This window comes from Thalassospira marina (assembly GCF_002844375.1).
In the GTDB taxonomy this organism is placed as follows: domain Bacteria; phylum Pseudomonadota; class Alphaproteobacteria; order Rhodospirillales; family Thalassospiraceae; genus Thalassospira; species Thalassospira marina.
This window is the reverse complement of sequence record NZ_CP024199.1, coordinates 1,475,331-1,501,606: the sequence shown is the minus strand read 5'-3', so window position 1 is coordinate 1,501,606 and position 26,276 is coordinate 1,475,331. Positions and strand designations below refer to the sequence as shown.

The window sequence follows — 26,276 nt, the reverse complement described above, 5'->3', positions numbered from 1 at the left end:
TCCAGCCGACAATTTCGCATTGCACACCAAACGCAATAAAATTGCGCGCAAATCAGTACCGGAATAAGCAAATAACAAGTTGACGCAACGTCAACCCATACAATCAGGCGTTTTGGTGAATGCAATGCGACAGCGATTGAAAAAAGGTCAGCATTCATTACCATTATTGCCAGAACAAAGGGCATTTCGCAGCGCCGTTTAAAAACCCATATTCAATAACATAATTGCGAAAACCCACGAGGCTTCCCCGCAAGAGACAAAGACCAGAGAGGTCATCAGCATGGCTAAGTTGGCAGCAGTTACCCTGGACGATAAATATACCCTGGAAGAAGGCCGCATTTACCTGACAGGGATTCAGGCGCTGGTGCGCCTGCCCCTGATGCAGCGACAGTTGGATGCCCGCGCGGGCCTTAACACGGCGGGCTGCATATCGGGCTATCGCGGATCGCCTCTGGGTGGCCTTGACCAGCAATTATGGCGGGCCAAAAAATTCCTGACCAAACAGCAGATCGAATTCCAGGCCGGCGTAAACGAAGACCTCGCCGCCACCGTGGTTTGGGGAAGCCAGCAGGTTAATATGTATCCGGACGCCAGATATGATGGCGTTTTTGGCATGTGGTATGGCAAAGGCCCGGGTGTTGACCGTTCCGGTGACGTTTTCAAACATGCCAACTATGCTGGCACATCGCGCAATGGCGGTGTGCTTGTCCTCGCCGGGGACGACCATTCGTGCAAATCATCCACCCTGCCCCATCAAACCGAATATGCCTTCATCGATGCGCAAATCCCGGTTCTGAACCCGTCAGGCGTGCAGGATATTATCGATTTCGGCCTGCATGGCTGGGCCATGAGCCGCTATTCCGGCTGCTGGGTTGCGATGAAAACCATTGCCGAAACGGTCGAAAGCTCTGCCGCCGTTGACGTAGCACCTGACCGCGTCAGCCCCGTCATGCCCGATTTCGCCATGCCCGAAGGGGGTGTTCACATTCGTTGGCCCGACACGCCAAAGGAACAGGAACACCGCCTGATGAAATACAAGCTTTACGCCGCCCTGGCCTATGCACGCGCTAACAAGCTTAACCGCATCGTGATCGACAGCCCGACGCCGCGCCTGGGCATCATCACCACCGGCAAGGCGTATCTCGATGTCATGCAGGCATTCGATGACCTTGGCATTTCCGAAAAGGATGCCGCCGATATCGGCATTCGCGTGCTGAAGGTTGGCATGAGCTGGCCGCTTAACCGCGATGACGTGCGCGAATTTGCCAAGGGACTGGAAGAAATCATCGTTGTTGAAGAAAAACGCGCGGTGATGGAAAACCAGGTCAAGGAACAGCTTTATAACTGGCGCGAAGACGTCCGCCCCACCGTCATTGGCAAGTTCGATGAAAAGGGCGAATGGATTTTGCCCTCGATGGACGAACTGACCCCGGCCCGCATCGCACAGGTCCTGGCCGCGCGCATCAACCGTTTCTTTGACAGCAAAGACATTCACGAACGCATTGAATGGCTGGCGCAAAAAGAAAAAGAAATCGCCGAACCCCGCCCGGACGTAGCCCGTATTCCCTGGTTCTGCCCCGGTTGCCCGCATAACAGTTCCACCAAGGTTCCCGAAGGCAGCCGCGCCATGGCCGGCATTGGCTGTCATTACATGGTCAACTGGATGGACCGTTCCACCGAAACCTTCACCCATATGGGCGGCGAAGGTGTAACCTGGATCGGCCAGGCCCCCTTTACCACCACCAAACACGTTTTCCAGAATCTGGGGGATGGCACCTATTACCATTCCGGTTCCCTGGCGATCCGCGCGGCTATCGCATCAAAGGTCAATATTACCTATAAAATCCTGTTTAACGATGCCGTCGCCATGACGGGCGGCCAGCCTGTTGATGGCCCCATCAGCGTGCCGCAAATCACGCGCCAGATGGCTGATGAAGGCGTTACCCGCATTATTGTCCTGTCAGACGAACCGGACAAATACCCGATCGATGCCCATTTCGCCCCGAATGTCGATATTCGCCACCGCGATACGCTTGATGAAACCCAAAAAGAACTGCGCGAAGTTCCCGGCACGTCGATCCTGATTTTTGATCAGACCTGTGCGGCGGAAAAACGCCGTCGGCGCAAACGCAAACTGATGGTCGATCCGCCCAAACGGGTATTCATCAATGATCTGGTCTGCGAAGGCTGCGGCGATTGCGGTGTAAAATCCAACTGCCTTGCCGTTGTACCTGTCGAAACCGAATTTGGCCGCAAACGCGCCATTGACCAATCCGCCTGCAACAAGGACTTTTCCTGCCTGAACGGGTTCTGCCCCAGCTTTGTAACCATTGAAGGCGGCGCCCTTCGCAAACCCGAGGCCGCAGCAAAAGGTGGCAATCACGGTGATGCCGTTTTTGCATCCCTGCCCAAACCCGCACTGCCTGATTTGAACGAACCCTGGTCAGTCCTGATCACGGGTGTTGGCGGCACGGGTGTTGTCACCATTGGTGCCCTTCTGGGTATGGCTGCGCATCTCGAAGGCAAAGGCATCGTCGGGCTGGATATGGCCGGTCTGGCGCAAAAAGGGGGGGCTGTGGTCAGCCATATCCGCTTTGCCGATACCCAGGACAAACTGCACGCCGCCCGTATCCCTGCGGGTGAAGCCAATGTTGTGCTGGGCTGTGACCTGCTGGTTGCGGCAAGCTTCGAGGGGCTGGCGAAAATGCGCCGCAACTTTACCCAGGCGGTGATCAATACCCACGAAACCGTCACCGGCGCCTTTACCCGCAACCCGGATTTCGAACTAAAAAGTAACGAGCATAAAAAGGCCATCCTTGATGCCTGTGGCAATGATGCCGTGAACTTTGTCGAAGGCAGCGATGTTGCCACCCGCCTGATGGGGGATTCCATTGCCACCAACCTGTTCATGCTCGGCGTTGCCTGGCAGCGCGGCCTGATCCCGATTACCGAAGAAGCCCTGATGCAGGCCATCGAGCTTAACGGTGTCGCGATTGATATGAACAAGCAGTCCTTCTATTGGGGCCGCCTGTTTGCCCATGACCCGCAAAAAGTTATCAACGTGATCGGCCCGAATGAAAAGCAGGCCCATCCCGTTGCCGTAACGCTTGACGACATGGTGGCAAAGCGCAAAACCTTCCTGACCGGGTATCAGAACGCAGCCTATGCCAACCGCTTTGAGGCACTGGTGCAAAAGGTTGCCCAGGCTGAAAAGAAACTGGGTGACGGGCAGGACCACCTCGCCAAGGCTGTTGCGAAATATTACTTCAAACTGCTGGCCTATAAGGACGAATACGAAGTCGCACGGCTTTATACCGACCCGGCCTTTACCGCCAAACTGCGCAAAAACTTCACGGGTAATTACAAGGTCAAATTCCACCTCGCCCCGCCCGCGCTTGCCAGCCGCGATGTGGAAAGCGGCAACCTGAAAAAGCAGGTTTACGGCCCCTGGATGATGTCGGTTTTTGGGGTTTTGGCGAAATTCAAATTCCTGCGGGGCACAGCATTGGACCCGTTTGGCAAAACGCATGAACGCAAAACCGAACGCGCGCTCATCACGCAATATGAAGACCTGGTCAACGAAGTCCTGGCTGGCCTCAATCACGACAATGTTCGCATTGCTGGCGCACTTCTGGCCCTGCCCGAACAGATCCGTGGTTATGGCCACATCAAGGATGCCAATATCGCCAAAGTCAAACAGCGCGAAGAAGAACTGCGCAACCAGTTCCATAATCCGCCGGAACATCTTCAGGCAGCAGAATAATCCCCGGATCATTCGCGCAAACAGCCAAACAGAACGCCGCAGCATCCCATTGCTGCGGCGTTCTTTTTATCAGGCCAGTCATTGCATCATGCGTGATGTTAACGGCATCATCATCTGCCATTTGCGGGAGGGCCGGGAAACCCGTTATGAAATCAGCATATCCATTTTAACATCCCCCCGCAGGCGCCCGGCAGCCAAGCGGCCAAAATCAATCAACAGCTTTTTCCGGCGTGCCGCATTCAGTTTGAAATCTTCTGCTGGTCTGACGATTGCGGCCTCAAACCTGTCCGCCACAATCAACCCTTCTTCCTCCGGGATCAGATCGCGGGGAAATTCCATCGGCACGGCAAAGAAAAACCGGTCACAATAATCGCGATATGTTTGCCATTTCGCATCAACACGAAAATCCTCGACCGACGATTTCACCTCAACCGCCCAAAGTTCCCCCTTCAGCCCCAAAGCCAGAATATCCAGCCGCCGCCCGTTCCCCAGCCGCAATTCTGTGATGCAGGCCATGTTATGGTGATGCAAAAGCCTGCACACACCCTCGGTCACTTCGGCAGTAATTTCCGGGCGGGATCGGGTCATGGGTAATACCAGTGCATTTCATGCATGTGTGAATCTGGCCGCAAACAAAGATCGGAGGGAACCCAAAGATTCCCTCCGACATATAGTTCCCTTGCGGGAGGCGGACACTTAAAAAGCGCCGCAAGTTATGAAAAACACGATAAACTAATTGGCCGAATTGTCAATAAGACGGGGCAAACACCCAAGTACAACAGCAAGCATTTCATCAAACTCGTCTGCGGGCATTCTGACAATACCGCGCTTGTCCGGGACAAGCCTGCTGACGGCAACGGTCGTAATTTTATCGCAAATTGCCCATGCTGCCTTTCCATCGATCGTCGTCCGCAACGGAAAAGTAGCCAGCACATCGGTCTGGACCTGCGTTGAACATGGAACCACGGTTACCGCACCGTGCAGCGTATTGCGAAAGGAAAGGATAATAACGGGGCGGCGCTTCCAGAATTCCGGCAACTGCGCATCTTTGGGGAAATCGCACCAATACATATTCCGTACTTTTGGTGCGGCTTTCACCTTGGGTGGAAGCTTCGGCGGCCTCTCGTCATCCCCAAAAGACATAATGCGGTATCCCCCTGTTTAAAGACGAGAATACCGCATCATCGATTCAATCAAAACAAGAAGTTAGCTCATCCCCAATGCGCGCTTGTAAACTTCAAGAATCTGTTCCTGCTCGGAACGTTCATGTTCTTCAATCTTACGCAGGCGGATAATCTGGCGCAGGATTTTCACGTCATAGCCAAGGGCTTTGGCTTCGCCGTAAACTTCCTTGATATCGGCCATCAGGTTGGCCTTTTCCTCTTCGAGGCGCTCGATACGCTCGACATAGGATGCGAGCTGGTCGGCTGCAATTCCTCCGACTTCGGTCATTCTCTGATCTCCGATGATATGCGGGTGCGTTGCGGATGCCCGAAACGCGAAATTTCAATGCGGCGCGACGATACCCAAAGCACCAATTGAAGACAAGCCTTCAGACAGATCCCAACCGCCTAAATCGATGTTGTCCTGACAGGGCTGGTTTCCGAAATCAGATAATCTGTCACCTCTACCAGGGCATCTCGCGGGCTGACACCCCGTTCAATGGCGGCATTATAAATATTGCGCTGGCGGTCCGCACTCGTACCGCGCCTTAAAATCCGCCGGGCATGTTCAATTTCGGCCACACAGCCAAAATGTTCGGCATCCGGGCGCACAAGATCAAGGATTTCTTCAAGCAAGTCGGCATAGGGCACAATTTCACCGCGGCCAAAATCGATCAGCCCGGCATTATCGGCATCCGTGCTGCCATAACGGCAGGCTCGCCAGCGGTTTTCGCGGATCAGCATATTGGCGTAAATGCGCCAGCGCTGATTATTGCGCCGCAGGCGATACAGCATCCGCAAAATGCAGCGCGTCAGTGACGCCACGCAAATCGCATCTTCCAGATTGGTGCAAACATCGGCAATGCGCATTTCCAGGGTCGGCCAGCGGTCACTGGGGCGCAAATCCCACCAAAGTTTGGTGCCATCTTCAATCACACCCGCATTGATCAGGGTATCAACATGGCGGCGATATTCCGCCCAGGATCCAAACACTTCTGGCAGGCCTGTCCGTGGCAAATTGTCAAACACCGACAGACGGAATGTCTGAAGCCCGGTGTCACGCCCGCGCCAGAATGGCGATGACGTTGTCAAAGCCAGTAGATGGGGCAGGAAATAGGCCGCCTGTGCCATTAATTCGATGCGAAGGTCATTGTCCTCGATCCCGACATGAACATGCATGCCGCAAATCAGTAACCGCTCCACCACTGTTCGCAAATCGCGTGCAATGGTGCTGTAGCGCTCGCCTTCGGTATGTTTCTGGCTGTCCCAGTGGGCAAACGGATGCGTGGACGCTGCCAGCAATGCCATGTCATGGCGGGCGGCAACGTCACACAAAACACTGCGCATCCGCGTCAGTTCCTCGCGGGCATCGGCGGCACTGTGGCAAATTTTCGTGCCAATCTCGACCTGGCAGCGCATGAATTCGCTGGAAACCTGGTCGCCCAGCTCTGCCTTGCAGTCTTTTAAAAATCCTGTGGCAGGGTCGGTTGCAACATCGCGCGTTTCGCGATCAACCAGCCAGAATTCCTCTTCAATTCCAATCGAAAATGCCGGTTCCTTGCGCGATGTTGCAGGCAATTCAGTCTCTCCGGAGCTTATAAAGGTTCGGATCGGCCAGGATGCTTTCAAACGCATCCCCAAGAATTTTGGCCCATTTTTCACAGCCTTCGTCAGTATCAATCAGGTCCTGACGAATTTCAATCGACACGCACGGCAAATCGGCGGCTTCGGCGTGATGATCAATGGTGTAATCGGCCATATGCTTGCCCGAATAGGGTTCGTTATCGCCAATGGTCAGATCCGGGTTCTGGGCACGCAGGTTTTCAAGCAGCGGCACCGGAATACGGGCATCTTCATCCCACAAAACACCAATTTCCCACGGGCGTTCAAAACCCTGGAAAACCGGGGTAAAGCTGTGGATCGCCAAAATTGCCGGGGCAATTTTATGGGCATGAAACCGTGCGATACGTTCTTCAATCGCCCAGTGATAGGGCAGGAAGATTTCGCGAATACGTTTCATATGCTCGGCTGGCGAAACATTCTGGTTGCCCGGCACCACGGTTTTATCGGCAATTTCGGGCATCCCGGTCGGGTCCCAAAGCTGGCGGTTACAGTCAATCACCAGGCGCGAAAACCCGCCCAGAACCGCCGGGCAGTCAAACCGTTTGACCAGAATTTCGGTTACTTTGCGCGCACCAATATCCCAGCCGATATGGCGTTTGCGTTCTTCCTCAGGCAGGCCCAGCGTCCCCAGTGATTTGGGAATCGCGCGCGACGCGTGATCGCAGACAAAAAGCGCATGCCCTGCCCCATCATCATTCATGATTTCAAACGGGGCGGGGTCATCACTGCAAAGCAGTTGCGCGGGATGGTGGCTCACGCGAATTCTCCTGATATTTTTGGAACATGAAGGGATATGGCAGGTGGATCAGCCATACAGTCTGGAATCTTTATCAAATGCGTAGCAATTTGCGCGAATTCTGGCAAGACAGCGAATATCTGCCCTGCAAGGAATTCATTTTCGCCACAACTTCACGTAAACTGGTATGACCATTAAGGCAAACCGCCCTTAACCAGATCCAACGGCCAGATTACGGAGAACCCGTTTCATATGCAGCCAACGCCGGAAAAGCCAAGCGAACAAACCGCCGAACACGGCGAAGATGGCCGCCCCAAACGCGTTGCCGACCGGGTTGCAGACACCCTGCTGGCACGTTTTGCCGCTGGCGATTATTTGCCCGGCGAACGCCTGCCCGGTGAACGGCAACTTGCCGAGGATATGAATGTCAGCCGGGTTTCGGTGCGTGCCGCCCTGCAAAAGCTGAAAACCCGGGGCTATCTGCGCGCGGTTCAGGGTGGCGGGACAGAGCTTTTATCATCTACCGGCATCGAAATGGATGTTGCGATGACCGATCTGGTACGTGGATCGGTTACCAACCTGACCGACCTGATGGAGCTGCGCCGCACCCTTGAAACCTGGGCCGCCCGCCGTGCTGCGCAAAATGCAACCGACGAACAGCTTGCCGAATTACGCAGCACCTTTCAGCGCGCGCATGACCCGCGCCGGGCGGCAAAATACCGCGTTGAAGATGACCACCGCCTGCATATGATGATCGCACGTGCCAGCGGCAGCATCATCTATTATCACCTGATGAAAATGCTGCATGACGTATTGCACACCGCACTTGATGAAATCCGGTTTCACATTTTCGCCGGGCCGCAATTTGACGACATGATTCAAAACCACCATCGCGCCATCATTGATGCCATCGCCGCCCGCGACCCGGACCGCGCCGAACAGGCCATGTATGAGCATCTGGGTGCTGTCATCGCCCATGTCACCGAACGCACGCCAAAGGCCGCAAAGGATTAGGCACGTCAATCTTTGCCAATCACGCTGCCGGGTATCATAAAATAAAACCTTTCATCTGCTAAATTGCCCGCATCATCCACCCTGACCTGATCCAGAACAGACCGGAGCCATGCCAATGACCTTGCAGCCTGCCAGCCTGTCCGCCGCACCCCGCGATATTTTGCATAAAATCATGACGGCGGCCCTGCGTGCGGCCGATCCCGCCGTGCAAATTCCGCGCAATATGCCAAAGGTACCGCGCGGCAAAACCATCGTCATTGGCGCAGGCAAGGCATCGGCACATATGGCACGCAGCTTCGAGGCATGCTGGATCAGGGAAAATGGCAGCGACGATATTGCCAACAGGCTGGGCGGCCTTGTCGTAACACGTTATGGCCACGCCGCACCGTGCGAGCATATTGAAATTGTCGAGGCATCCCACCCCGTGCCCGATGCCGCCGGGCAAAAGGCCGCCGAACGCATTTTGGAAATTGCCCAGAATGCCGGGCCGGATGACCTGATCATCTGCATGATTTCCGGTGGCGGATCAGCCCTTTTGGCCCTGCCTGCACCGGGTATCAGTCTTGAGGATAAACAGGCAATCAGCAAGGCCCTGTTAAAAAGTGGTGCAACAATTTCCGAAATGAATTGTGTGCGCAAACACCTTTCCGCCATCAAGGGGGGGCGGCTGGCACTGGCCGGAAGCCGGGCAAAAATGGTGACCTATCTGGTATCGGACGTCCCCGGTGATGACCCCGCCATCATCGCATCAGGCCCAACCGTGCCTGACCCCACCACGCAAAAAGATGCCCTTGCCATTATCAAACGCTATGGCATCACCCTGCCCGCTGGCGCGCAAAAGCTTCTGGCAAATACCGACCACGAAACAATCAAACCCGGCCATGACTGCTTTACCGGCAATGATGTCATCATGCTCTCACGCCCGCAGGATTCCCTGCTGGCCGCTGCCGATGCCGCGCGGGACATGGGCCTGAACACCGTTATTCTAGGCGATGCGATCGAAGGGGAATCGCGCGAAATTGCCAAAATGCATGCCGGTATTGCCCGCCAGGTCGCAACCCATGGCCAGCCATCACAAAAGCCCTGTATCCTGCTATCGGGCGGGGAAACAACCGTAACCGTGCGTGGCGACGGCGGGCGCGGCGGCCGCAATGCCGAATTCATGCTGTCGCTTTTGCTGCAATTGCGCGACGAGGCCGGCTTTGCCGCCCTTGCCATTGATACTGACGGCATTGATGGCAGCGAGGATAATGCAGGCGCCATCATGGATGGCGATAGCTGGCAAAAGGCCATTACCGGCAATATCGACCTTGCCGATTACCTTGATCGCAACGACGCCTATAGCGCCTTTGAAAAACTGGATGATCTGATTGTCACCGGCCCGACGCTCACCAACGTCAACGATTTCCGCGCCATCCTGATTTACTAATTCGGCCCAATCAGCTTCCTGCTGCCCCCTGCCAGGGCAATAACCAGCCAAGGCCCTCTTCGGTTGTGCCCTGGGGCTTGTATTCACAGCCAATCCAGCCGTCATATCCCAACCGGTCGAGCAGATAGAAAAGGAACGAACAGTTCAGCTCGCCCCGGTCGGGTTCATGGCGGCCGGGCACACCGGCAATCTGCACATGGCGTATTTTATCCAGATGCTTGCCAATGCGCGATGCAATATCACCGCCCACCAGCTGGGCATGGTAAATATCAAACTGCAACGCCAGATTGGCATGATCGAGTTGCTCCAAAATAACCGCCGCCTGCTCGATCGAATTTAAAAGATAACCGGGCATATCAATGCCATTGATCGGTTCGATCAAAACCGTAACGCCCGCCTTTGCGGCCTCGTCTGCGGCATAAAGCAGGTTATCGCAATAAAGGCGCGCCAGTTCGCCGGGGTCTTCGCCCCGTTCCATATTACCCGCCATGCAATGAACCATTTTGCAATCAAGGGCCGTTGCATAATCCAGCGCCCTGAAAACGGAATCGCGAAATTCGTCTTCCCGCCCCGGTCGGCAGGCAAGGCCACGATCCCCCGCTTCCCAGTCACCGGGCGGCAAGTTAAACAAAACCTGCTGTAAGTCGTTCTCTTTCAAATGCCGTTTGATATCGGCCATCGCCATGTCATAGGCGCCAATATATTCAACACCGGCAAAGCCCGCCTTTGATGCCGCCGCGAAACGCTTTTCAAACGGCAGATCAGCAAAAAGAAAGGTCAGGTTGGCGCAAAAACGGGGCATGGCATGCTCCCTTTCATGAACTGAAATCAGCCGGAATGATTTCCCCTGCCATCACCCCCGTCAATATCGAATTTCCAATTATGGTTGTGGCGCCATGTCAGGCGATAATCCGCCATTGCCCCCATCACGGGCAATTTCATCCGCCAGCCAGTTGCCAAAGGCCGCAATTTCCGCCTGGTGTGCCCCCTTGCCGGTATGCAGCAACTGATATTGATGCCCGCGAATAAAGGGGCCAAAAGGTTGCTGCAAAATGCCGCTTTGGCGTTCCTGCACCGTCATTTCCATGCTGCATAAAACCACCCCCTGCCCGGCAATGGCCGCCTGAATGGCGTGGGTATCATCGTTAAAGGCAAGGCCGGGTTTAAGGGCAACATCGCGCATCCCCGCCAGCTTGAACCACCGCGCCCAGGTTGGCGTTACATCGTCAGGATGCGCCCAATCCAGATGCAGCAATGGCAGTTCCTGCAAATCATCGGGCGTTTGCAGCCCCAATACCGGGCTTGCCATTGGCGCGAAATTTTCAAAAAACAGCGTTTGCGCCACCAACCCGTGATAGGGGCCAGCCCCATACCGAATGGCGGCATCTGCAATCGCCCCGCCAATTTCCACCGCCTCAACCGATGTATGCAAACTCAGGTGAATATCGGGATGCAGGGTTTGAAACCGCGACAGGCGCGGCAATAACCATTTCGCGGCAAAAGATGGCAACACCGATACGGTTAACCGGCGTTGTGCCTTGTGCTGCTTTAACCGGTCAATAACCCGGCCAAATTCCCCAAACCCGTCGCGTAAAACGGGGAAAAGCTCCTGCCCTGCCGGGGTTAACAGCACCTGTCGCGGTTTGCGCACAAACAGGCGCACACCCAGCGTTTCTTCCAGCAGGCGCACCTGGTGGCTGATCGCGGTTGGTGTCACCAGCAATTCACTTGCCGCCTTCTTGAAACTCAGATGGCGGGCTGCGGCCTCAAAGGCACGCAATGTCGCAAGGGGCGGCAAAGACATACAGGTGAACCATATTCATCTATTGGCTGAGATATTCGATTTTGCCAGATGCTTAAAATCCAACAATAACTATCACAAAGCAACGCATAACAGATGATAATTTTTCATCACAGGAGCATCAAATGGCAACCATCCTGCACATCGACAGCAGCGCCCGCCCCGGCCGATCCGACACCACCGCGCACGGTTCCCACAGTCGACGGTTAAGCGCCCGCTTCATATCTGAATGGCAGCAACACCGCCCCGATGACACCATCATTTATCGCGATGTCGGCACCCATCCGCCCACCCCGGTTACTGGCGACTGGATCCATGCTGCCTTTACCAAACCCGATCAGCGCGAAGGCTGGATGCATGATGTTTTGCGCGAAAGCGACATGCTGGTCGATGAATTGTTGCAGGCCGATATCATCGTTGCCGGGGTGCCAATGTATAATTTTGGCATGCCCGCACAGATGAAAGCCTGGATCGAAAATATCGTGCGTGTTGGCCGCACTTTTGGCTTTGACCGCGCACGCGATGGCGTCCCCTATTGGCCCATGGTAACGGACAATAAAACCGCCATCGTCTTATCTGCGCGCGGTGATTTCGGCTATAATCCCGGTGAACGGGTTGCCCATCTTAACCATGTTGAAGGCGGCGTTTTCACCCCGCTGGAATATATCGGCATCACCGACCATCGCAGCACCGCCGTCGAATATGACGAATTTGGCGATGATCGCACCCGCCATTCCATCGCCACCGCCGAGGCCGAGGTAGATCGCCTGGTACAATCGTTGCTGCCGCGCTTCGCCGCTTAAACCGACCGGCAAGCACAATATTCACAGGGCAGCCGGGCAAACCCGCTGCCCTGTTTAACACCTTCCAAACCTGCTCACCTTTTCAGGCCAATTGCCGGTCTGGTTTTTGCGTTCGCCAATATGTTTTCATCCCCGTCACCAGGGCATCAAACACCGTTCGGCAGCGCAAATTATTGCGCAAATCTTCATGCATGGTGACCCAGCTATCAAGGGCAAGGGAAAATTCCGGCAACACCCTTTGCAATGCTGGTTCCCGCAACGCCACGCCGACCTGGCACATGCCAATGCCATACCCCGCACGGATCATGGCAAGATGCGATAAATGCTGGTCGGACCGAAATGAAAACCGGTGTTTCGCCAAAGGCCAGGGCAGTGAATGCAATAACCGCAAATCACGGGCATCGCGATCAACCCCTATCAGGGCATGGTCTGCCAGGTCTTCAAAATCCTCCGGCGCACCGTTTTGGGCCAGATAATCGCAATGGGCATACATCCCCAAATCAATCGCACCAATATGCTTTGCCACCAGGGCATCCTGGCTAGGCGGCACCATGCGAATGGCAATGTCAGCATCCCGGCGCAACAAATCTTCCATCCGGTTGCTAAGCGTCAATTCTATTTCAATATCGGGATGGTCATTTCGCAGGGATGTTAAAATAGGGGGTAAAACCTCAACCCCGATCACATCACTTGCCGTTATGCGCACCGTCCCGCGAACATCATCGCCCAACCCGCTTGCCGCACGCGACAGCATATCTGCCGCCGCCTTCAGGGTTTCGGCATGGGGCAGCAGGTTTAACGCCGCATCGGTCGGCTGTAACCCGCCCGAAGACCGCGTAAACAAAACAACATTCAAATGATGCTGCAATTCATCCATATGGCGGCCGATTGTCGGTTGCGTCAGGCCCAGTTCACGGGCCGCCGCCGACAGCGACCCTTGCGCCATCACAGCCAGAAAACTCCGATAAAGGCCCCAGTCAGGATCTGCCATTTGCCCCTCAAATGCGCGCACACATCCATACATTTTTGTATGGATGCTATTTACACTTATAGAATACTGTTTATCGCCACTTGGCAATAACCTGTGTTGGTCATCATCAAAACCACTTCACCAGCACAGGAAAGATCATGCAAAACCTCCATAAAACGGCCCTTGTCATTGGTGCAAATGGCGGCATTGGCCATGCCGTAACCCACGCACTGGCAACACAGGGCTGGCGCGTTCGTGCCTTTGCCCGCACCATTCCTGAATCATCCTCACAAAATAGGGGTGCCATCACCTGGATTACCGGGGACGCATTGAAAGACAGCGATGTTTTAAATGCCGCCAAGGGTGTCGATATCATTGTTCACGCTGTTAACCCGCCGGGCTATCGCAACTGGGGCAAGGTCGTCCTGCCCATGATCGATAACAGCATTGCAGCGGCCATTGCCAATGGCGCACGCATTGTTTTGCCCGGCACGGTTTATAATTACGGGCCCGAAGTTTTCCCCGAGATCGAGGAAGAAAGCCCGCAACACCCCATTTCGCGCAAAGGTGCCATCCGGGTTGAACTGGAACAGCGTTTGGAACGTGCCTGCGCCCGCGGCGCCCGCGCCCTTATTGTTCGCGCCGGTGATTTTTTCGGGCCGGGTGCCAAAAACAACTGGTTTGCCCAAGGTCTGGTCAAACCGGGCAAGCCGGTATCGTCCATCATCTATCCCGGCAAACGCCATATGGGGCATCAATGGGCATATCTGCCAGATGTTGCCGTCACCATCGCCCGGCTTTTGGATCGCGAAAACGACCTGCCCGGCTTTGCCCGCTTTCACATGAACGGCCACTGGGATGCCACCGGCACGGACATGATCAACGCCATCCGCACCGCATGTGGCAAACAGCACATCCCGGTTCATTCCTTCCCCTGGCTGTTGATCAAACCCTTGAAACCCTTTGTCGCGTTCCTGCGCGAGGTCGATGAAATGAAATATCTCTGGCAGCAACCCGTACGCCTGAAAAACGACCGGCTTGTTGCGTTTCTGGGGTCCGAACCCCACACACCCTTGCGCGAGGCCGTCCGCCAGACACTGGCATCAATCGGCTGCCTGCCTGCCGACAATGCTGGTTCCAGCGCTACGGCACCGTCTTTTCCGGGTCCGGCTCGACCGGGCCGGTAATCAGCCGTGCCCCCTTTTTACGGAAAATATAGCTCCAGGCCCATTGCACCAGAACCAGTGCTGGCGCACGAATGCCAATCAGGAAATAGATATGCGCCAGCCCCCATACCCACCAGGCCAGAAAACCCTTCAGCTTAAAGCCGTTAAAATCAATTACCGCGCGGTGACGGCCAATTGTTGCAAGGTTTCCGGCATGTTTATAAACAAACGGTTCGGTCTTTTTACCTTTGATATGGTCAATAATCCGTCGCCCGGCATATTTGCCCATCTGCTTGGCGGCGGGTGCGATGCCCGGCACGCTTAAGCCATCCCGCCACGGCACATGGGCGGCATCGCCAATCACGAATGCGTCGGGGTGACCAGGAATTGTCAGGTCATCCGCAACCTCGACCCGGCCACCACGGTCGGTCCTGGCACCAGTCCAGTCTGCCATATGGTCAACCTTTACCCCGGCAGCCCAAATGACATTAGCACTCTGAATAAAATCATCACCAATCTGCACCCCGTTCGGGGTGATATCACTGACCGGCTGGTTCAAAACCACATCAACCCCCAACCGTTCCAGCGAATGGCGGGTATAATCCGATAAATCTTCGGGAAAGGCCCCTAACAAACGGGGGGCGGCTTCAACCAGAAAAATACGGGCATCGCGTGGGTCAATCCGGCGAAAATCGTGTGACAGGGCCTGCTTTGCCAGCTCGGCAATAGCACCGGCCATCTCAACACCTGTCGGCCCGCCGCCAACAACAACAAAATTCATATATTTCTGGCGGGTTTCCTCGGTCTCGGCATTTTCAGCCAGTTCAAACGCCAAAAGCAGCCTTTTGCGAATTTCCGTGGCTTCGCCAATATTTTTAAGGCCCGGCGCCACCTTTTCCCAGTCATCATGCCCGAAATAGGATGTTACAGCCCCGGTCGACAGCACCAGATAATCATATTCCACCCGGTAATCACGCGCGACGATGCTTTTGCCCGCCAGATCAATGCCTGTAACTTCGCCCAGAAACACCGAAACATTCGATGCATGGCTGAAAATACTTCGGATCGGCCAGGCAATTTCGGCGGGCGAAAGGTCGGCCGTTGCCACCTGGTACAATAACGGCTGAAACAGATGATGATTGCTGCGATCAATCAGGATCACATCCACATCCTTGCCCGCCAGTTCGCGGGCAACAGCCAAACCGCCAAACCCCGCCCCGACAATGATGACGCGTGGTCTCTCGCCAGTTCTGGCAATCGTTTTTTCAGGCATCGCTTCAAATCTCCATCACGGACCCGACCCCATGACGCTGCGGAACACCTGTTCGCATTCCGGCATGATAATTTGCAAACGTCTGAAAGACCACGCAGTTCCAGCCACAATAAGGACATTGTGATGCAAATAACATTGCCCCTGCCACTGGCTGCAAACAGGACATGGCCTATCTTTGCTGATATAAGCTGCACAAACTTGTTTAACAAACACAGAGCCCCGAAATGAACGAAGCCTTTCGCCTGCATCCCAAACTGGCCGCCGATACCGACCTGGTCACTGAAGGGCCGCTTTCACGTATTCTGCTGATGAATGATGCCCGCTATCCCTGGCTTATTCTGGTGCCGCGCCGCAATGATCTGGTCGATTATGACGACCTGACCGAACAGGAACGCGAAACGCTGGGCTTTGAATGCGCCGAAACATCAAAAACCCTAAAACGGCTATTCAGTTCAAACAAAACCAACGTCGCCATGCTGGGCAATATGGTGCCGCAACTTCATTGCCACGTTGTCGCGCGCTTCCCCGATGATGCCGCCTGGCCCGGCCCGATCTGGGGTGTGGGGCAATCGGTTTCCTATAGCGAAGAAATGGCAAATGAACGCCTTGCCGCCCTGCGCGCCGAACTGATTTCCGCCTTTCGTCACGCCTGAACCATATCTTGACGCACATCAAGGCGGTGGATTTTGAATAATGCAAAAAAGGCGTCATCACATTGATGAGGCCAGATTTGCCATGATTTCCACCGCCCTGCATCAGAAATACGATTTGCGCCTGCCGCGCTACACCAGCTATCCCACCGCGCCGCATTTCAGCCCGGCGGTGAATGGCGTTGTCTATCGCCGCTGGCTTTCGGAACTGGACCCGAAACAGCCGTTATCGCTTTATTTCCATGTGCCCTATTGCGAGGAAATGTGCTGGTTCTGCGGGTGTAACACCAAAATCACCAAGCATTACAGCCCGGTTGGCAGCTATGTCGATGTGTTGCGCGCCGAAATCAAAAATGTGCTATCGGCCCTGCCCGCCAAATATCCGGTTGCACATATCCATTTTGGTGGCGGCAGCCCCACCATCCTGAAGGCCGATGACCTGCGCAATATCATGGAAGATATCCAGCGCGGCTTTGACATTCTGCCCGATGCCGAAATTGCCATCGAAATGGACCCGCGCACCGCAAAACCCGATTTCATGGATGCCATGCGCGATTGCGGCTTTACCCGCTCCAGCATCGGCGTACAGGATTTCAACGAAACCGTTCAGCGTGCGGTAAACCGCGTGCAGTCATTTGATCTGGTGGCAAATGTGGTTGCCAACCTGCGGGAACGCGGCATGAATGGCATCAATGTTGATTTGATGTATGGCCTGCCCTTCCAGACCCTGCAAGGTGTGATCGACACGGTCGATGCCACCGTCGCCCTGAATCCTGACCGCCTGTCGGTATTTGGCTATGCCCATGTGCCCTGGATGAAAAAACACCAAAACCTGATCCCGACCGAAGCCCTGCCAGATACCGCACAACGCTGGGCGCAATATGAAGCAATCCAGAACCGCCTGGCCGAACATGGCTATGTCGCCATCGGCCTGGACCATTTCGCCCGTGCTGACGATGACATGGCAAAATCCATGCTGGCCGGTGAATTGCACCGCAATTTCCAGGGTTACACCACCGACCGCGCCGAAGCCCTGATCGGCATGGGGCCATCAGCCATTTCATCCCTGCCGCAGGGTTATGCGCAAAATGACCCGGCCCTTGGCCGCTGGAAACGCTGCGTCGAGGATGGCCTGATGGCAATTGAAAAAGGCATTGCCGTCACCGACGAAGACCGCATCCGCCGCGACATCATCAACGAACTGATGTGCCATCTTTCGGTCGATCTTGATGAAATCTGCCGCGACCATGACGTGCCCGTCAGCCGCTTTGCCACTCAGCTTGATGACATTCGCAAAATGTCGGTCGATGGTATTGTTACTGTGTGCTGCAACACCATCACCGTCACCGACACGGGCCGCCCGCTGGTCCGCGCCATTTGCGCGGTGTTTGATACCTTCCTGGATCATGCGCAAAAACGGCATTCACAGGCGGTTTAATTCCCCTGTCGGGATATTTGAAACAATGAAGGGGCTGGCATGTGCTGGCCCCTTGTTGTTTCCCGGCTCGGGTCACATGCTTCCTGCCACGCCGCGCTAACGGGCACTGGTTACAGCCCGGCCTGTTTCATTTCCTTTACCAGCGTCTTAACAAGCTCCGCTGCCGTCATGGCCCGTGACAGGGGTGCGCCCTGCCCGGCCCATTGGGCACCAAAACCAAATTCGCCCTTTGCCTTGGCCGCCGCATGCAGGGCTTTGCCCGCGTCATAGGCAATCGGATAATCGGGTACTGCCGCCTGCCCCTGTGCACTATCGGCCAATGCGGTAAAACGGTTGGCCAATGCGCGCGCCGGGCGGCCCGATATCAGCGATGTTAACCGCGTATGATGGGCACCTTCGCCGGTTAATGCCGCACGGTAGGCATCATCCGCCGCACTTTCCGGGCAGGAAACAAAGGCCGTCCCCAATTGCGCAGCAACCGCCCCCAGCTTCAGGGCCGCGGCAATGCCCGCCCCATCCATAATCCCGCCCGCCGCAATCACCGGCAATTTGCAATGGCGCACCAATAACCGCACCAGCGCAAATGTCCCCAACCCGTCATCAGGTGCAGCGGGGTCAAACATGCCACGGTGCCCCCCGGCCTCTATCCCCTGGGCAACAATGGCATCGATCCCGGCACGCTCAATCAATTGCGCCTCGGCCAGGCTGGTTGCCGTTGCAAACAACATAATCCCTGCCTGCTTTAACGCCGCAATCACATCCTGATCCGGCAACCCGAAATGAAAGCTGACAACCGCTGGCCGCATCTCAAGCAACAGACGAAGCATATCCTTATCGCTATTGAAGCTTTGGTAAATCGTGCGCAAGGACGCCGGTGGCGTTGCACCAAATTCCCGAAAACGGGGTGCCAGAAAATCCAGCCAGGCGGCTTCACGTTCCTGATCCGGCGTGGGTGTGTTGTGGGTAAATACATTCACGTTAAATGGCCGGTCCGTCAGGCCTTTAAGCTCGTCAATCATGGCGCGCGCGCCATCGGCATCGGTCGCCCCCACACCAATTGACCCTAATGCACCCGCATTACACACACTGGCTGCCAAAACAGGCGTTGAAACACCTGCCATCGGCGCCTGAATGATCGGCACATCCAAATTCAGTCCGGCTAACATCATCCATCCTCCTGCTTTGCGCGGGCTGGGGGAGCATTACAGCCAATGTTTCCGCCATATATCACCCCATCGCCAACGTTTAATTCTTAAAAAAAGAACCAAACCTAATTTACATTCCTCAAAAAGGAATATATGAAATACATCAAATCTGCAATGGAGAAGTCAGAATGGATATCGCAACACTTTCGGTTTTCCGCACGGTTGCGCAGGAACAGGGCATTACCCGCGCGGCAGAATTGCTCGGGCGTGTGCCCTCCAATGTCACCACCCGCATCCAGCAGCTTGAGGCGGAAATTGGCGCAACCCTGTTTTTGCGCGATAAAAAGCGCATGTCCCTGACACCTGAAGGACAAACCTTCCTTGAATATGCCGAACGTATCCTCAACCTTGCACAGGAAGCACAGCAACGGGTTAATCCCGCCAGCCCGACGGGCATTTTGCGCATTGGTTCGATGGAAAGCACGGTTGCCAGCCGCCTGCCCGCACTGCTTGCCGCCTTTTGCACGGCCTGGCCGCAGGTCAAACTGGAACTAAGCACATCGCCCACCCGCCAGCTTGTTTCTGCCCTGGAAGATCACCGCATTGATGCAGCCCTGATCGCGGTGCCATCGGGCGAATGGTGGCTGGGCGAACGCGAAATTGATAAAACCCCCGTCTTTCGCGAAGAACTGGTGTTGCTTCTGCCCAAAACCCACCCCGACATCACCCACGCCGACGACATTGAAATCAACGCCCTGGCGGCCTTTGCGCCGGGCTGCACCTATCGCATGCTGGCCGAGGAATGGTTAACCCGTTTCGGGGAACGCAAGGCACCCTTGAACATTCAGGAAGTCGGCTCCTACCATGCCATGTATGCCTGCAGTGCTGCCGGGGCCAGCATCAGCATCATGCCCCGCAGTGTCCTGAACCTTATGGGCGATGCCAGCGATGTTAAAATTCACCCGCTGATGAATGTGGACACCCACCTTGCCTGCCGCCGGGGTTATGACACCCCCGCCTTTCGTGAATTTCGCGATATTCTGGTAAAATCCGGGAATATTGCGCAGCCATAAGGCATTCATGCATCCCAAACAAAAAGCGCTGATCGCGGCCTTCATCCGATAACGGACAAAGCAGCAATCAGCGCTTTTGCAATATCCACTCCCCCTCATCAATACTGGGGCAGATACCTCAACAAGCCAGTTATGCCTTAATTATCCCAAACCGGCGCCAATCCATCCGGGCTGACAATCCGGCCATCCTTTTGCGCCAGTGCGGCAATCGCCTTCATATCATCGGCCGAGATTTCAAAATCAAAGATATCGAAATTCTCCAGCGCGCGTTTTTCGCCCACGGTTTTGGAAAGCGCAATCAGGCCATCCTGCTGCACAATCCAGCGCAGCACAATCTGCGCAACCGACTTGCCATATTTGCTGCCAAGGTCTTGTAACACGGCATCGTCAAACACCTTGCCATCTGCCATCGCATAATAGGCGGTAATCGACATGCCGGTTTTCCGGGCTGCCTCAATCACCTTTGACTGGTCAATATAGGGGTGAATTTCGATCTGGTTGGTAACAATCGGCGCGTCGCTCAGGCTTACGGCTTCGTCCATCAGGGCGGTGTTATAGTTACTGATACCGATATGGCGCACCTTGCCTGCCTTGTGCACTTCATTAAGGGCGCCAATCTGCTCGGCCAGGGGCACTTCAAGTTTCGGCCAGTGCAGCAAAAGCAGGTCGACATAATCGGTTTTCAGCTTTTTCAGGCTTTCATCAACTGATGCGATAAAATCATCATGGCGGAATTTATCGACCCAGACCTTGGTGGTCAGAAAGATATCATCACGCGCCACGGATGACTGGGCAATCGCGCTGCCAACCTCGGCTTCATTGCCATAAATCTGCGCGGTATCGATATGACGAAACCCGATATCAAGTGCATGCGGCACAATGCGCAATACATCTTCGCCCGGCATCCGAAAGGTTCCAAAACCCAGTGCGGGGATCTCCGCGCCATTGGCTTTAACACTATGCATTGATCGTCTCCTTGCTGATATTTTCGCGGCTTTTAATCCGCGTCTTTTCAGTCAGGAACCTATGCCGGATCAAAAATGATGCAACCGCAAAGCCTGCGAATTTAATTCCAAGCTGTCAGTCATTTATTACCTGAATTACGGGAAACCGGGCCTATCCCGCCTCACCAATCAGCTCCAGGCACCGTTGGGCCACCGTCCGTGCCGGTTGCAGCGACGGATGGCTGAAATTTTCCAGCTTCACCGGCAAATGTGCCGTTCCCGCCACTTCGTTGGATGCCAGAAGGCGCGCATATCCACGGTTAAACAGGGTTTCATGCAAACGGCGGTGGCGCGGGGCGGCAATACCCTGCGGGGCATAAATATAAACCCCGCCATGCGCGGCACAGGCTTCGCTGCACATGGAAACGGAATCTCCGGTCACAATCAAAATATCGGCCAGCGCCAAATAGCCAAAATACGGGTTTTCATCCGCGCTGTTCCAGCCATGCAAATGAAACGGCACATCGGCCTGTTCCAAAAGGTCGGCAATCAGGCTTTCATTTTCCTGCCCGGTGCGGCGGCTGGTCGTCACCAGAAGCGATCCCTGCATTTGCCGGGCCGCGCCAATGGCAATTTCGGTCACTTCACGCGCCATCGCGGCACTAAATTGCGTTTTTTTCGAACTGCCCCCAATGATCAGGGCGATGCGTGGCTGGGGCATGCCCTCAAACCGGCTGCGCCATGCCTTGCCTTCCAGCACCAGCCGCGTCTCGCTAATGCGGTGCGGCGCACCGGGAATGGTCAAAACATTTTGCGCCGGGTTAACACCGTCATGGGCGGGAACGGCGATCAGGTCAAATTCGCGTTCGCCGCCATCGGGCCGCATGATCTGGCAAATGCGGGTTTTGCCGCCGCTTTGCTTTTTAATCCAGCGCGCCACCGGTGCCGTCCGTCGGCCAGCAGCAATCACCAGGTCCGGCCAGGGCGCACACAGCTTTTCGCGTGAACGCGGGCTTACCCCCAAAAGCGATGCCTGGCGCACAAAATTGGGCAGGCGGGCGGCAACGCCATAGGCAATATCAATGCGTTCAAACGGGCAGGCCATGGCCTCGGCAACGCCAATCGCCTGGTTCACATTCCCTGCCCGGTCATCGGCCAGCACCCAGATCCGGCTTTTTCCGGTTTCAGTCATTGCGTTATCCGTCATTCTTTCCCGCATGCTTGCCAGGCCGCCAGAACAGGGCCGCTTCCCCTGTTATAAAACAGGCGCATACAATTACCAGCCCTGTAAAATCTTCTTTCCGTCAATCATTCGTCATCGGCACACCGGCGGGATGAAAATATCGCCATCACCGCCATTGCGGCGTATACAGGAACCAGTTGGCAACAACTGCTATCGCAACTGTTGTGTTCACCAAACCGGGAAATGTCTGGCAACATGCTGAAAACATCACAATCCGTACGCCGCAGTGCGCGCCTTGTGCTGGTGGGCATGATTTTGCTGTTGCCGGTCACGGTCTTTATCAGCATGCAGGGCTGGCGGGAAACCCGCATGGTCACCCTCGAAGAAGAAGGCCGCAACAAACTGGAACTTTACCGTTCCAACCTGCAAGGGGCGATCAAGGAACACGAATATCTGCCCATTACCCTGGCATCGGACCGGCGCATTCTAACCCTTGCGGGTATGCATAACCCAACCGCGGCTGACACCAACGAAGTAAACCGCTATCTGGAAAAACTCGCTGCCGATAGTGGCGCCTCCGACATCTATTTTATGGATAATACCGGCGACACGATTGCCGCTAGCAACTGGAACAGCAACGCCTCCTTTGTCGGTCGCAATTTCAGTTTCCGCCCCTATTTCAAACAGGCCATGGGCGGCAATACCGGGCATTATTTTGCCTTTGGCATCACATCAAACGTGCCAGGCTATTATATTTCCCATCCGGTGCTGACCAACGGGCGCGATATTGCCGGGGTGATGGTGGTTAAAACCCACCTTGAAACCCTCGTCAAACGCTGGGCACGCGGGGGCGAAAGTGTTCTGGTCGAAGACGAAAACGGCATCGTCATTATTTCTTCGCACCCGGAATGGCGTTTCCGCGATTTGCGCGGCCTGCCCGATGGCCAGCGCAGCGCTGTTTTAAAATCGCGCAAATATGGCGAATATCCCCTAACGGCAATGCCCGTTACCAAGGGCGACTGGCCCCGTGATGGCGTTATGTCCACGGTTGAACTGGCTTCCATCGCCACCGAAACCCCAACCGAACACGACACCACACCCGATGACGACCGCCCTGCCGATAATGCTGGCACCGGAAATGGCAATGGCACAGCCAACACCGCCCCGGCGCACAGCAACGAAAATATCAGCCATTCGGTCGCCGGTTTCCCCGCCCCCGCACCGGAAACCCAACACAGCATTGAGCCCACATCACCGGCCATCACCCGTTACCTGACCATCGGCAGCACCCTGCCCCGTCAGGGCTGGCGTATTTTCCTGCTGACGGACAAAACCGTTCTCGATCAGTCCATTCTGGCGGCTGCCTTCATTGCCGGGGCGATCCATATCATTATCATGGGAACGATTTTCACCCTGCTGCAACGCCGCCGCGCCATGCTCGAACAGCTTGAAATTCGCGACTGGTCGCAACGCGAACTCGAACATCAGGTAAAACTGCGCACCTCCGACCTGATGGATACCAACCTGCGTTTGGCCGAAGAAATCACCGAACGCCAGCGCACCGAAGATGCCCTGCGCACCGCCCAGGCCGAATTGGTCCAGGCGGGCAAACTGGCCGCACTGGGCCAGATGTCCGCCGGGATCGCCCATGAAATCAACCAGCCCCTGACCGCCATTCGCAGCTATGCCGATAATGCCCGCCAGTTTTTTTCACGCGGCCAGACCGAACCGGTCGAACGCAACCTGACCCGCATTTCCGAGCTGACCGAACGCATGGGCCGCATCACCAACCACCTTAAAACCTTTGCCCGCCGCCCCGAATATGACAGCGGCCCGGTTGATGTCGCCCATGCCATTCAAAAGGCAATCGATCTGGTGCGTGAAACCGGGCGCATTGGCAACGCGGTTATCAATTTCCCTCGCCCCGATGGCGCGGTTCATGTCATCGCCGAAGAAACCCAGCTTGAACAGGTATTTGTCAATCTGCTCACCAACGCCGCCGATGCCAGCCGCGACCAGGATGATGCCTGCATCGATCTGGAAATAACCCGCGCAAGCGACCGTATCCTTGTCACCGTGCGCGATAACGGCTCTGGTATTTCCGACCAAACCATGCGCCAGCTTTTTGACCCGTTTTTCACCACCAAACCCTTTGGCGACGGGCTGGGCCTTGGGCTTTCAATCTGTTATGGCATTTTACGCAGTTTTGGCGGCACCATCCGTGCCGAAAACCTGCCAGGTCCCGATGGCGGGGCCTGTTTCATCGTCGAATTGCGCCCGGCCAATATATCCGGTTCGGCGCATTCCGGGCGCAATGGCTCGACGAAGGCGAAAGCCGGTGCTAAAACACCGGTCCGTGATCTTGCCTTTCACACTACCGATACCCTTGATGCCCCTGCATCCGGCGGGCCGGTAAATGAAACGCAAATCACAGGCAATGCCACAACCACCCTTTCGCCTTCCGTGCCGCGACCAAAGGATAAGCAGTGACTCACCCTTGCGAACATGTGCTGTTTGTCGACGACGATGCCGATGTGCGGGAAGCCGCACAACAAACTCTCGAACTGGCAGATATCCCTGTTGAATGCTTTGAAAAGCCTGAACAGGCGCTCGAACGTATCGCCAAGGGCTGGCCGGGCATTCTGGTGACCGATATTCGCATGCCGAAAATGACCGGCATGGAACTGCTGGAACAAACCGTTGCCATTGATGCGGAAATGCCGGTTATTCTGGTCACCGGGCATGGGGATGTGGCAACTGCGGTTAAGGCCATGCGCAGTGGCGCGTTTGATTTCATCGAAAAACCGTTCGCACCCGATTATTTCGTCGATATCGTGCGCCGCGCCTGTGCGCACCGCCGCCTGCAAAGCGAAAACCGCGCCCTAAAGGCCGAACTGGCCCGTCATTTGCCATCCAGCAACGGGCTGATTGGCCGCACCCCGGCCATGGAACGCCTGCGCAGCCTGATTGGCAATATCGCCAACACCAATGCCCATGTCCTGATCAATGGTGAAACCGGCGCAGGCAAAGAAGTTGTCGCCCGCACCCTGCATGACATGTCCGGGCGAACCGGGCCGTTTGTCGCCATCAATTGCGGCGCCGTGCCCGAAAACCTTATTGAATCCGAACTTTTCGGCCACGAAGCCGGTGCCTTTACCGGCGCGGAACGCAAACGCATCGGCAAGTTTGAATTTGCCAATAAGGGCACCGTCTTTCTTGATGAAATCGAAAGCATGCCGCTTTCCCTGCAAATCAAGCTTTTGCGCGTTTTGCAGGAACGCGCACTGGAACGCCTTGGCTCCAACACCGTGCAGCCCATTGATCTGCGCGTGGTTGCCGCCACCAAGGTTGACCTGCGCGAAGCCGCCTCTCGTGGTGAATTTCGCGAAGACCTTTATTACCGCCTCAATGTCGTCCAACTCCATATCCCGCCCCTGCGTGATCGCAAAGACGACATCCCGCTATTGTTCCAGCATTTCCTCAAACAGGCCGAAGACCGCTTTGGCCGCAGCTTTGAACCCCTAAGTGCCGAAGAACTGGCACGGTTTTCAAGCTATGACTGGCCAGGAAATGTGCGCGAACTGCGCAACGCTGCCGAACGCCGGGTATTGGGCCTTGATAGCCTGACCCACGATAATGCCGGCAGCGCCGATGCAACCCTGCCGCTGCCCCGCCAGGTCGAAGCATTTGAAAAAAACCTGATCTGCGAAGCATTGCGCAAGCATGGCGGCAATGTCACGGCAACCGTGGCAACGCTGGGTGTTCCGCGCAAAACCTTCTACGACAAACTGGCGAAATACGACATCTCCCCAGCCGATTTCCGCAACCGGGTCGAAAACGACTGATCAAAGCGACTGATCAAAGGGGCTGCGCCATTCCCCTGTCGCCTCCTGCACCAGCCATCAATCACTATGCGGCTTTCGGCACATATATGCCGCCAAAGCCTGCATCCAGCATGGCCCATCGCGGCACACAGCACGCTTTTGTGCCGGTTTCCCGCGCACCCAGGATCAATGCAGGATCAACACCACCCCAAACGATCAGCAACCTGCATAACCGAAACCATGACGCGAATATTTTCAAAGTTTTTTCATGGTATTTC

General features: G+C 55.5%; 22 protein-coding genes. 10 read left to right on the top strand and 12 right to left on the bottom strand.

Annotated elements, in window-relative coordinates; all coding sequences use genetic code 11:
• The first annotated feature begins 280 nt into the window (after positions 1-280).
• Positions 281-3,763 (top strand): indolepyruvate ferredoxin oxidoreductase family protein, encoded by a 3,483-nt coding sequence (locus tag CSC3H3_RS06765; protein ID WP_101284365.1) that lies wholly within the window; start codon positions 281-283, stop codon positions 3,761-3,763.
• Between the two features lie 144 nt (positions 3,764-3,907).
• On the opposite strand, the gene CSC3H3_RS06760 is transcribed toward CSC3H3_RS06765, so the two are convergent.
• The 5 genes from CSC3H3_RS06760 to CSC3H3_RS06740 form a co-directional block, all read right to left on the bottom strand.
• Complete coding sequence (locus tag CSC3H3_RS06760; RefSeq protein ID WP_101284364.1) at positions 3,908-4,351, bottom strand: MmcB family DNA repair protein; 444 nt, start codon at positions 4,349-4,351, stop codon at positions 3,908-3,910.
• A 144-nt stretch (positions 4,352-4,495) separates the two neighbouring features.
• Positions 4,496-4,906, bottom strand: coding sequence for a type II toxin-antitoxin system PemK/MazF family toxin (locus tag CSC3H3_RS06755; RefSeq protein ID WP_101284363.1), 411 nt, complete (start codon positions 4,904-4,906; stop codon positions 4,496-4,498).
• A 63-nt stretch (positions 4,907-4,969) separates the two neighbouring features.
• Positions 4,970-5,215: a DUF2312 domain-containing protein gene (locus tag CSC3H3_RS06750; protein ID WP_101268029.1), complete on the bottom strand. Its 246-nt coding sequence runs from the start codon at positions 5,213-5,215 to the stop codon at positions 4,970-4,972.
• Positions 5,216-5,334: 119 nt separating this feature from the next.
• Positions 5,335-6,504: a carboxylate-amine ligase gene (locus CSC3H3_RS06745; RefSeq protein WP_245881313.1), complete on the bottom strand. Its 1,170-nt coding sequence runs from the start codon at positions 6,502-6,504 to the stop codon at positions 5,335-5,337.
• Position 6,505: 1 nt separating this feature from the next.
• Positions 6,506-7,306, bottom strand: coding sequence for an N-formylglutamate amidohydrolase (locus CSC3H3_RS06740; RefSeq protein ID WP_245881312.1), 801 nt, complete (start codon positions 7,304-7,306; stop codon positions 6,506-6,508).
• Positions 7,307-7,537: 231 nt separating this feature from the next.
• Here CSC3H3_RS06740 and CSC3H3_RS06735 point away from each other — a divergent pair, with 231 nt between their 5' ends.
• Positions 7,538-8,299, top strand: a complete 762-nt coding sequence (locus tag CSC3H3_RS06735; protein ID WP_101268035.1) for a FadR/GntR family transcriptional regulator — start codon at positions 7,538-7,540, stop codon at positions 8,297-8,299.
• A 115-nt stretch (positions 8,300-8,414) separates the two neighbouring features.
• Positions 8,415-9,728 (top strand): glycerate kinase type-2 family protein, encoded by a 1,314-nt coding sequence (locus tag CSC3H3_RS06730; RefSeq protein ID WP_172963400.1) that lies wholly within the window; start codon positions 8,415-8,417, stop codon positions 9,726-9,728.
• 10 nt (positions 9,729-9,738) lie between these two features.
• On the opposite strand, the gene otnI is transcribed toward CSC3H3_RS06730, so the two are convergent.
• Positions 9,739-10,530, bottom strand: coding sequence for a 2-oxo-tetronate isomerase (otnI, locus tag CSC3H3_RS06725; protein WP_101284360.1), 792 nt, complete (start codon positions 10,528-10,530; stop codon positions 9,739-9,741).
• 78 nt (positions 10,531-10,608) lie between these two features.
• Positions 10,609-11,532: a LysR substrate-binding domain-containing protein gene (locus tag CSC3H3_RS06720; protein WP_101284359.1), complete on the bottom strand. Its 924-nt coding sequence runs from the start codon at positions 11,530-11,532 to the stop codon at positions 10,609-10,611.
• Positions 11,533-11,654: 122 nt separating this feature from the next.
• On the opposite strand from CSC3H3_RS06720, the gene CSC3H3_RS06715 reads away from it, so the two are divergent.
• Entirely contained in the window at positions 11,655-12,332 is a 678-nt protein-coding gene (locus CSC3H3_RS06715; RefSeq protein ID WP_101284358.1) for an FMN-dependent NADH-azoreductase, read from the top strand.
• 82 nt (positions 12,333-12,414) lie between these two features.
• Here the strand turns inward: CSC3H3_RS06715 and CSC3H3_RS06710 are convergent, their stop codons facing one another.
• Positions 12,415-13,323: a LysR family transcriptional regulator gene (locus CSC3H3_RS06710; RefSeq protein WP_101284357.1), complete on the bottom strand. Its 909-nt coding sequence runs from the start codon at positions 13,321-13,323 to the stop codon at positions 12,415-12,417.
• 137 nt (positions 13,324-13,460) lie between these two features.
• Between CSC3H3_RS06710 and CSC3H3_RS06705 the strand changes: the two genes are divergently transcribed.
• On the top strand, positions 13,461-14,489 hold the full coding sequence (locus tag CSC3H3_RS06705; protein ID WP_101284356.1) for an NAD-dependent epimerase/dehydratase family protein: 1,029 nt from the start codon (positions 13,461-13,463) through the stop codon (positions 14,487-14,489).
• Here CSC3H3_RS06705 and CSC3H3_RS06700 read toward each other — a convergent pair.
• Positions 14,446-15,741 carry an NAD(P)/FAD-dependent oxidoreductase gene (locus CSC3H3_RS06700; RefSeq protein ID WP_101284355.1) on the bottom strand — a complete coding sequence of 432 codons (1,296 nt, stop codon included), beginning with the start codon at positions 15,739-15,741 and terminating at the stop codon, positions 14,446-14,448. The two genes, CSC3H3_RS06705 and CSC3H3_RS06700, sit on opposite strands and share 44 nt — an antisense overlap.
• A gap of 224 nt (positions 15,742-15,965) precedes the next feature.
• On the opposite strand from CSC3H3_RS06700, the gene CSC3H3_RS06695 reads away from it, so the two are divergent.
• Together CSC3H3_RS06695 and hemN are read left to right on the top strand one after the other, a co-directional pair.
• A complete protein-coding gene (locus tag CSC3H3_RS06695) occupies positions 15,966-16,394 on the top strand; it encodes an HIT domain-containing protein (protein ID WP_101284354.1) in 429 nt (142 codons plus the stop codon).
• 40 nt (positions 16,395-16,434) lie between these two features.
• Positions 16,435-17,829, top strand: coding sequence for an oxygen-independent coproporphyrinogen III oxidase (hemN, locus tag CSC3H3_RS06690; protein WP_245881311.1), 1,395 nt, complete (start codon positions 16,435-16,437; stop codon positions 17,827-17,829).
• A gap of 110 nt (positions 17,830-17,939) precedes the next feature.
• Here hemN and CSC3H3_RS06685 read toward each other — a convergent pair whose 3' ends face one another.
• A complete protein-coding gene (locus tag CSC3H3_RS06685) occupies positions 17,940-18,998 on the bottom strand; it encodes an NAD(P)H-dependent flavin oxidoreductase (protein ID WP_215907566.1) in 1,059 nt (352 codons plus the stop codon).
• A 164-nt stretch (positions 18,999-19,162) separates the two neighbouring features.
• On the opposite strand from CSC3H3_RS06685, the gene CSC3H3_RS06680 reads away from it, so the two are divergent.
• Positions 19,163-20,047, top strand: a complete 885-nt coding sequence (locus CSC3H3_RS06680; RefSeq protein ID WP_101284352.1) for a LysR substrate-binding domain-containing protein — start codon at positions 19,163-19,165, stop codon at positions 20,045-20,047.
• A gap of 137 nt (positions 20,048-20,184) precedes the next feature.
• On the opposite strand, the gene CSC3H3_RS06675 is transcribed toward CSC3H3_RS06680, so the two are convergent.
• Positions 20,185-21,012 (bottom strand): aldo/keto reductase, encoded by an 828-nt coding sequence (locus CSC3H3_RS06675; protein ID WP_101284351.1) that lies wholly within the window; start codon positions 21,010-21,012, stop codon positions 20,185-20,187.
• A 151-nt stretch (positions 21,013-21,163) separates the two neighbouring features.
• Positions 21,164-22,183, bottom strand: a complete 1,020-nt coding sequence (locus tag CSC3H3_RS06670) for a mitochondrial fission ELM1 family protein (protein WP_101284350.1) — start codon at positions 22,181-22,183, stop codon at positions 21,164-21,166.
• A gap of 246 nt (positions 22,184-22,429) precedes the next feature.
• Here CSC3H3_RS06670 and CSC3H3_RS06665 point away from each other — a divergent pair, with 246 nt between their 5' ends.
• Together CSC3H3_RS06665 and CSC3H3_RS06660 are read left to right on the top strand one after the other, a co-directional pair.
• Entirely contained in the window at positions 22,430-24,664 is a 2,235-nt protein-coding gene (locus CSC3H3_RS06665; RefSeq protein ID WP_245881310.1) for a sensor histidine kinase, read from the top strand.
• Positions 24,661-26,019 carry a sigma-54-dependent transcriptional regulator gene (locus tag CSC3H3_RS06660; RefSeq protein WP_101284349.1) on the top strand — a complete coding sequence of 453 codons (1,359 nt, stop codon included), beginning with the start codon at positions 24,661-24,663 and terminating at the stop codon, positions 26,017-26,019. Before CSC3H3_RS06665 ends, CSC3H3_RS06660 begins: the two co-directional genes overlap by 4 nt.
• The last annotated feature ends 257 nt before the right edge of the window (positions 26,020-26,276 follow it).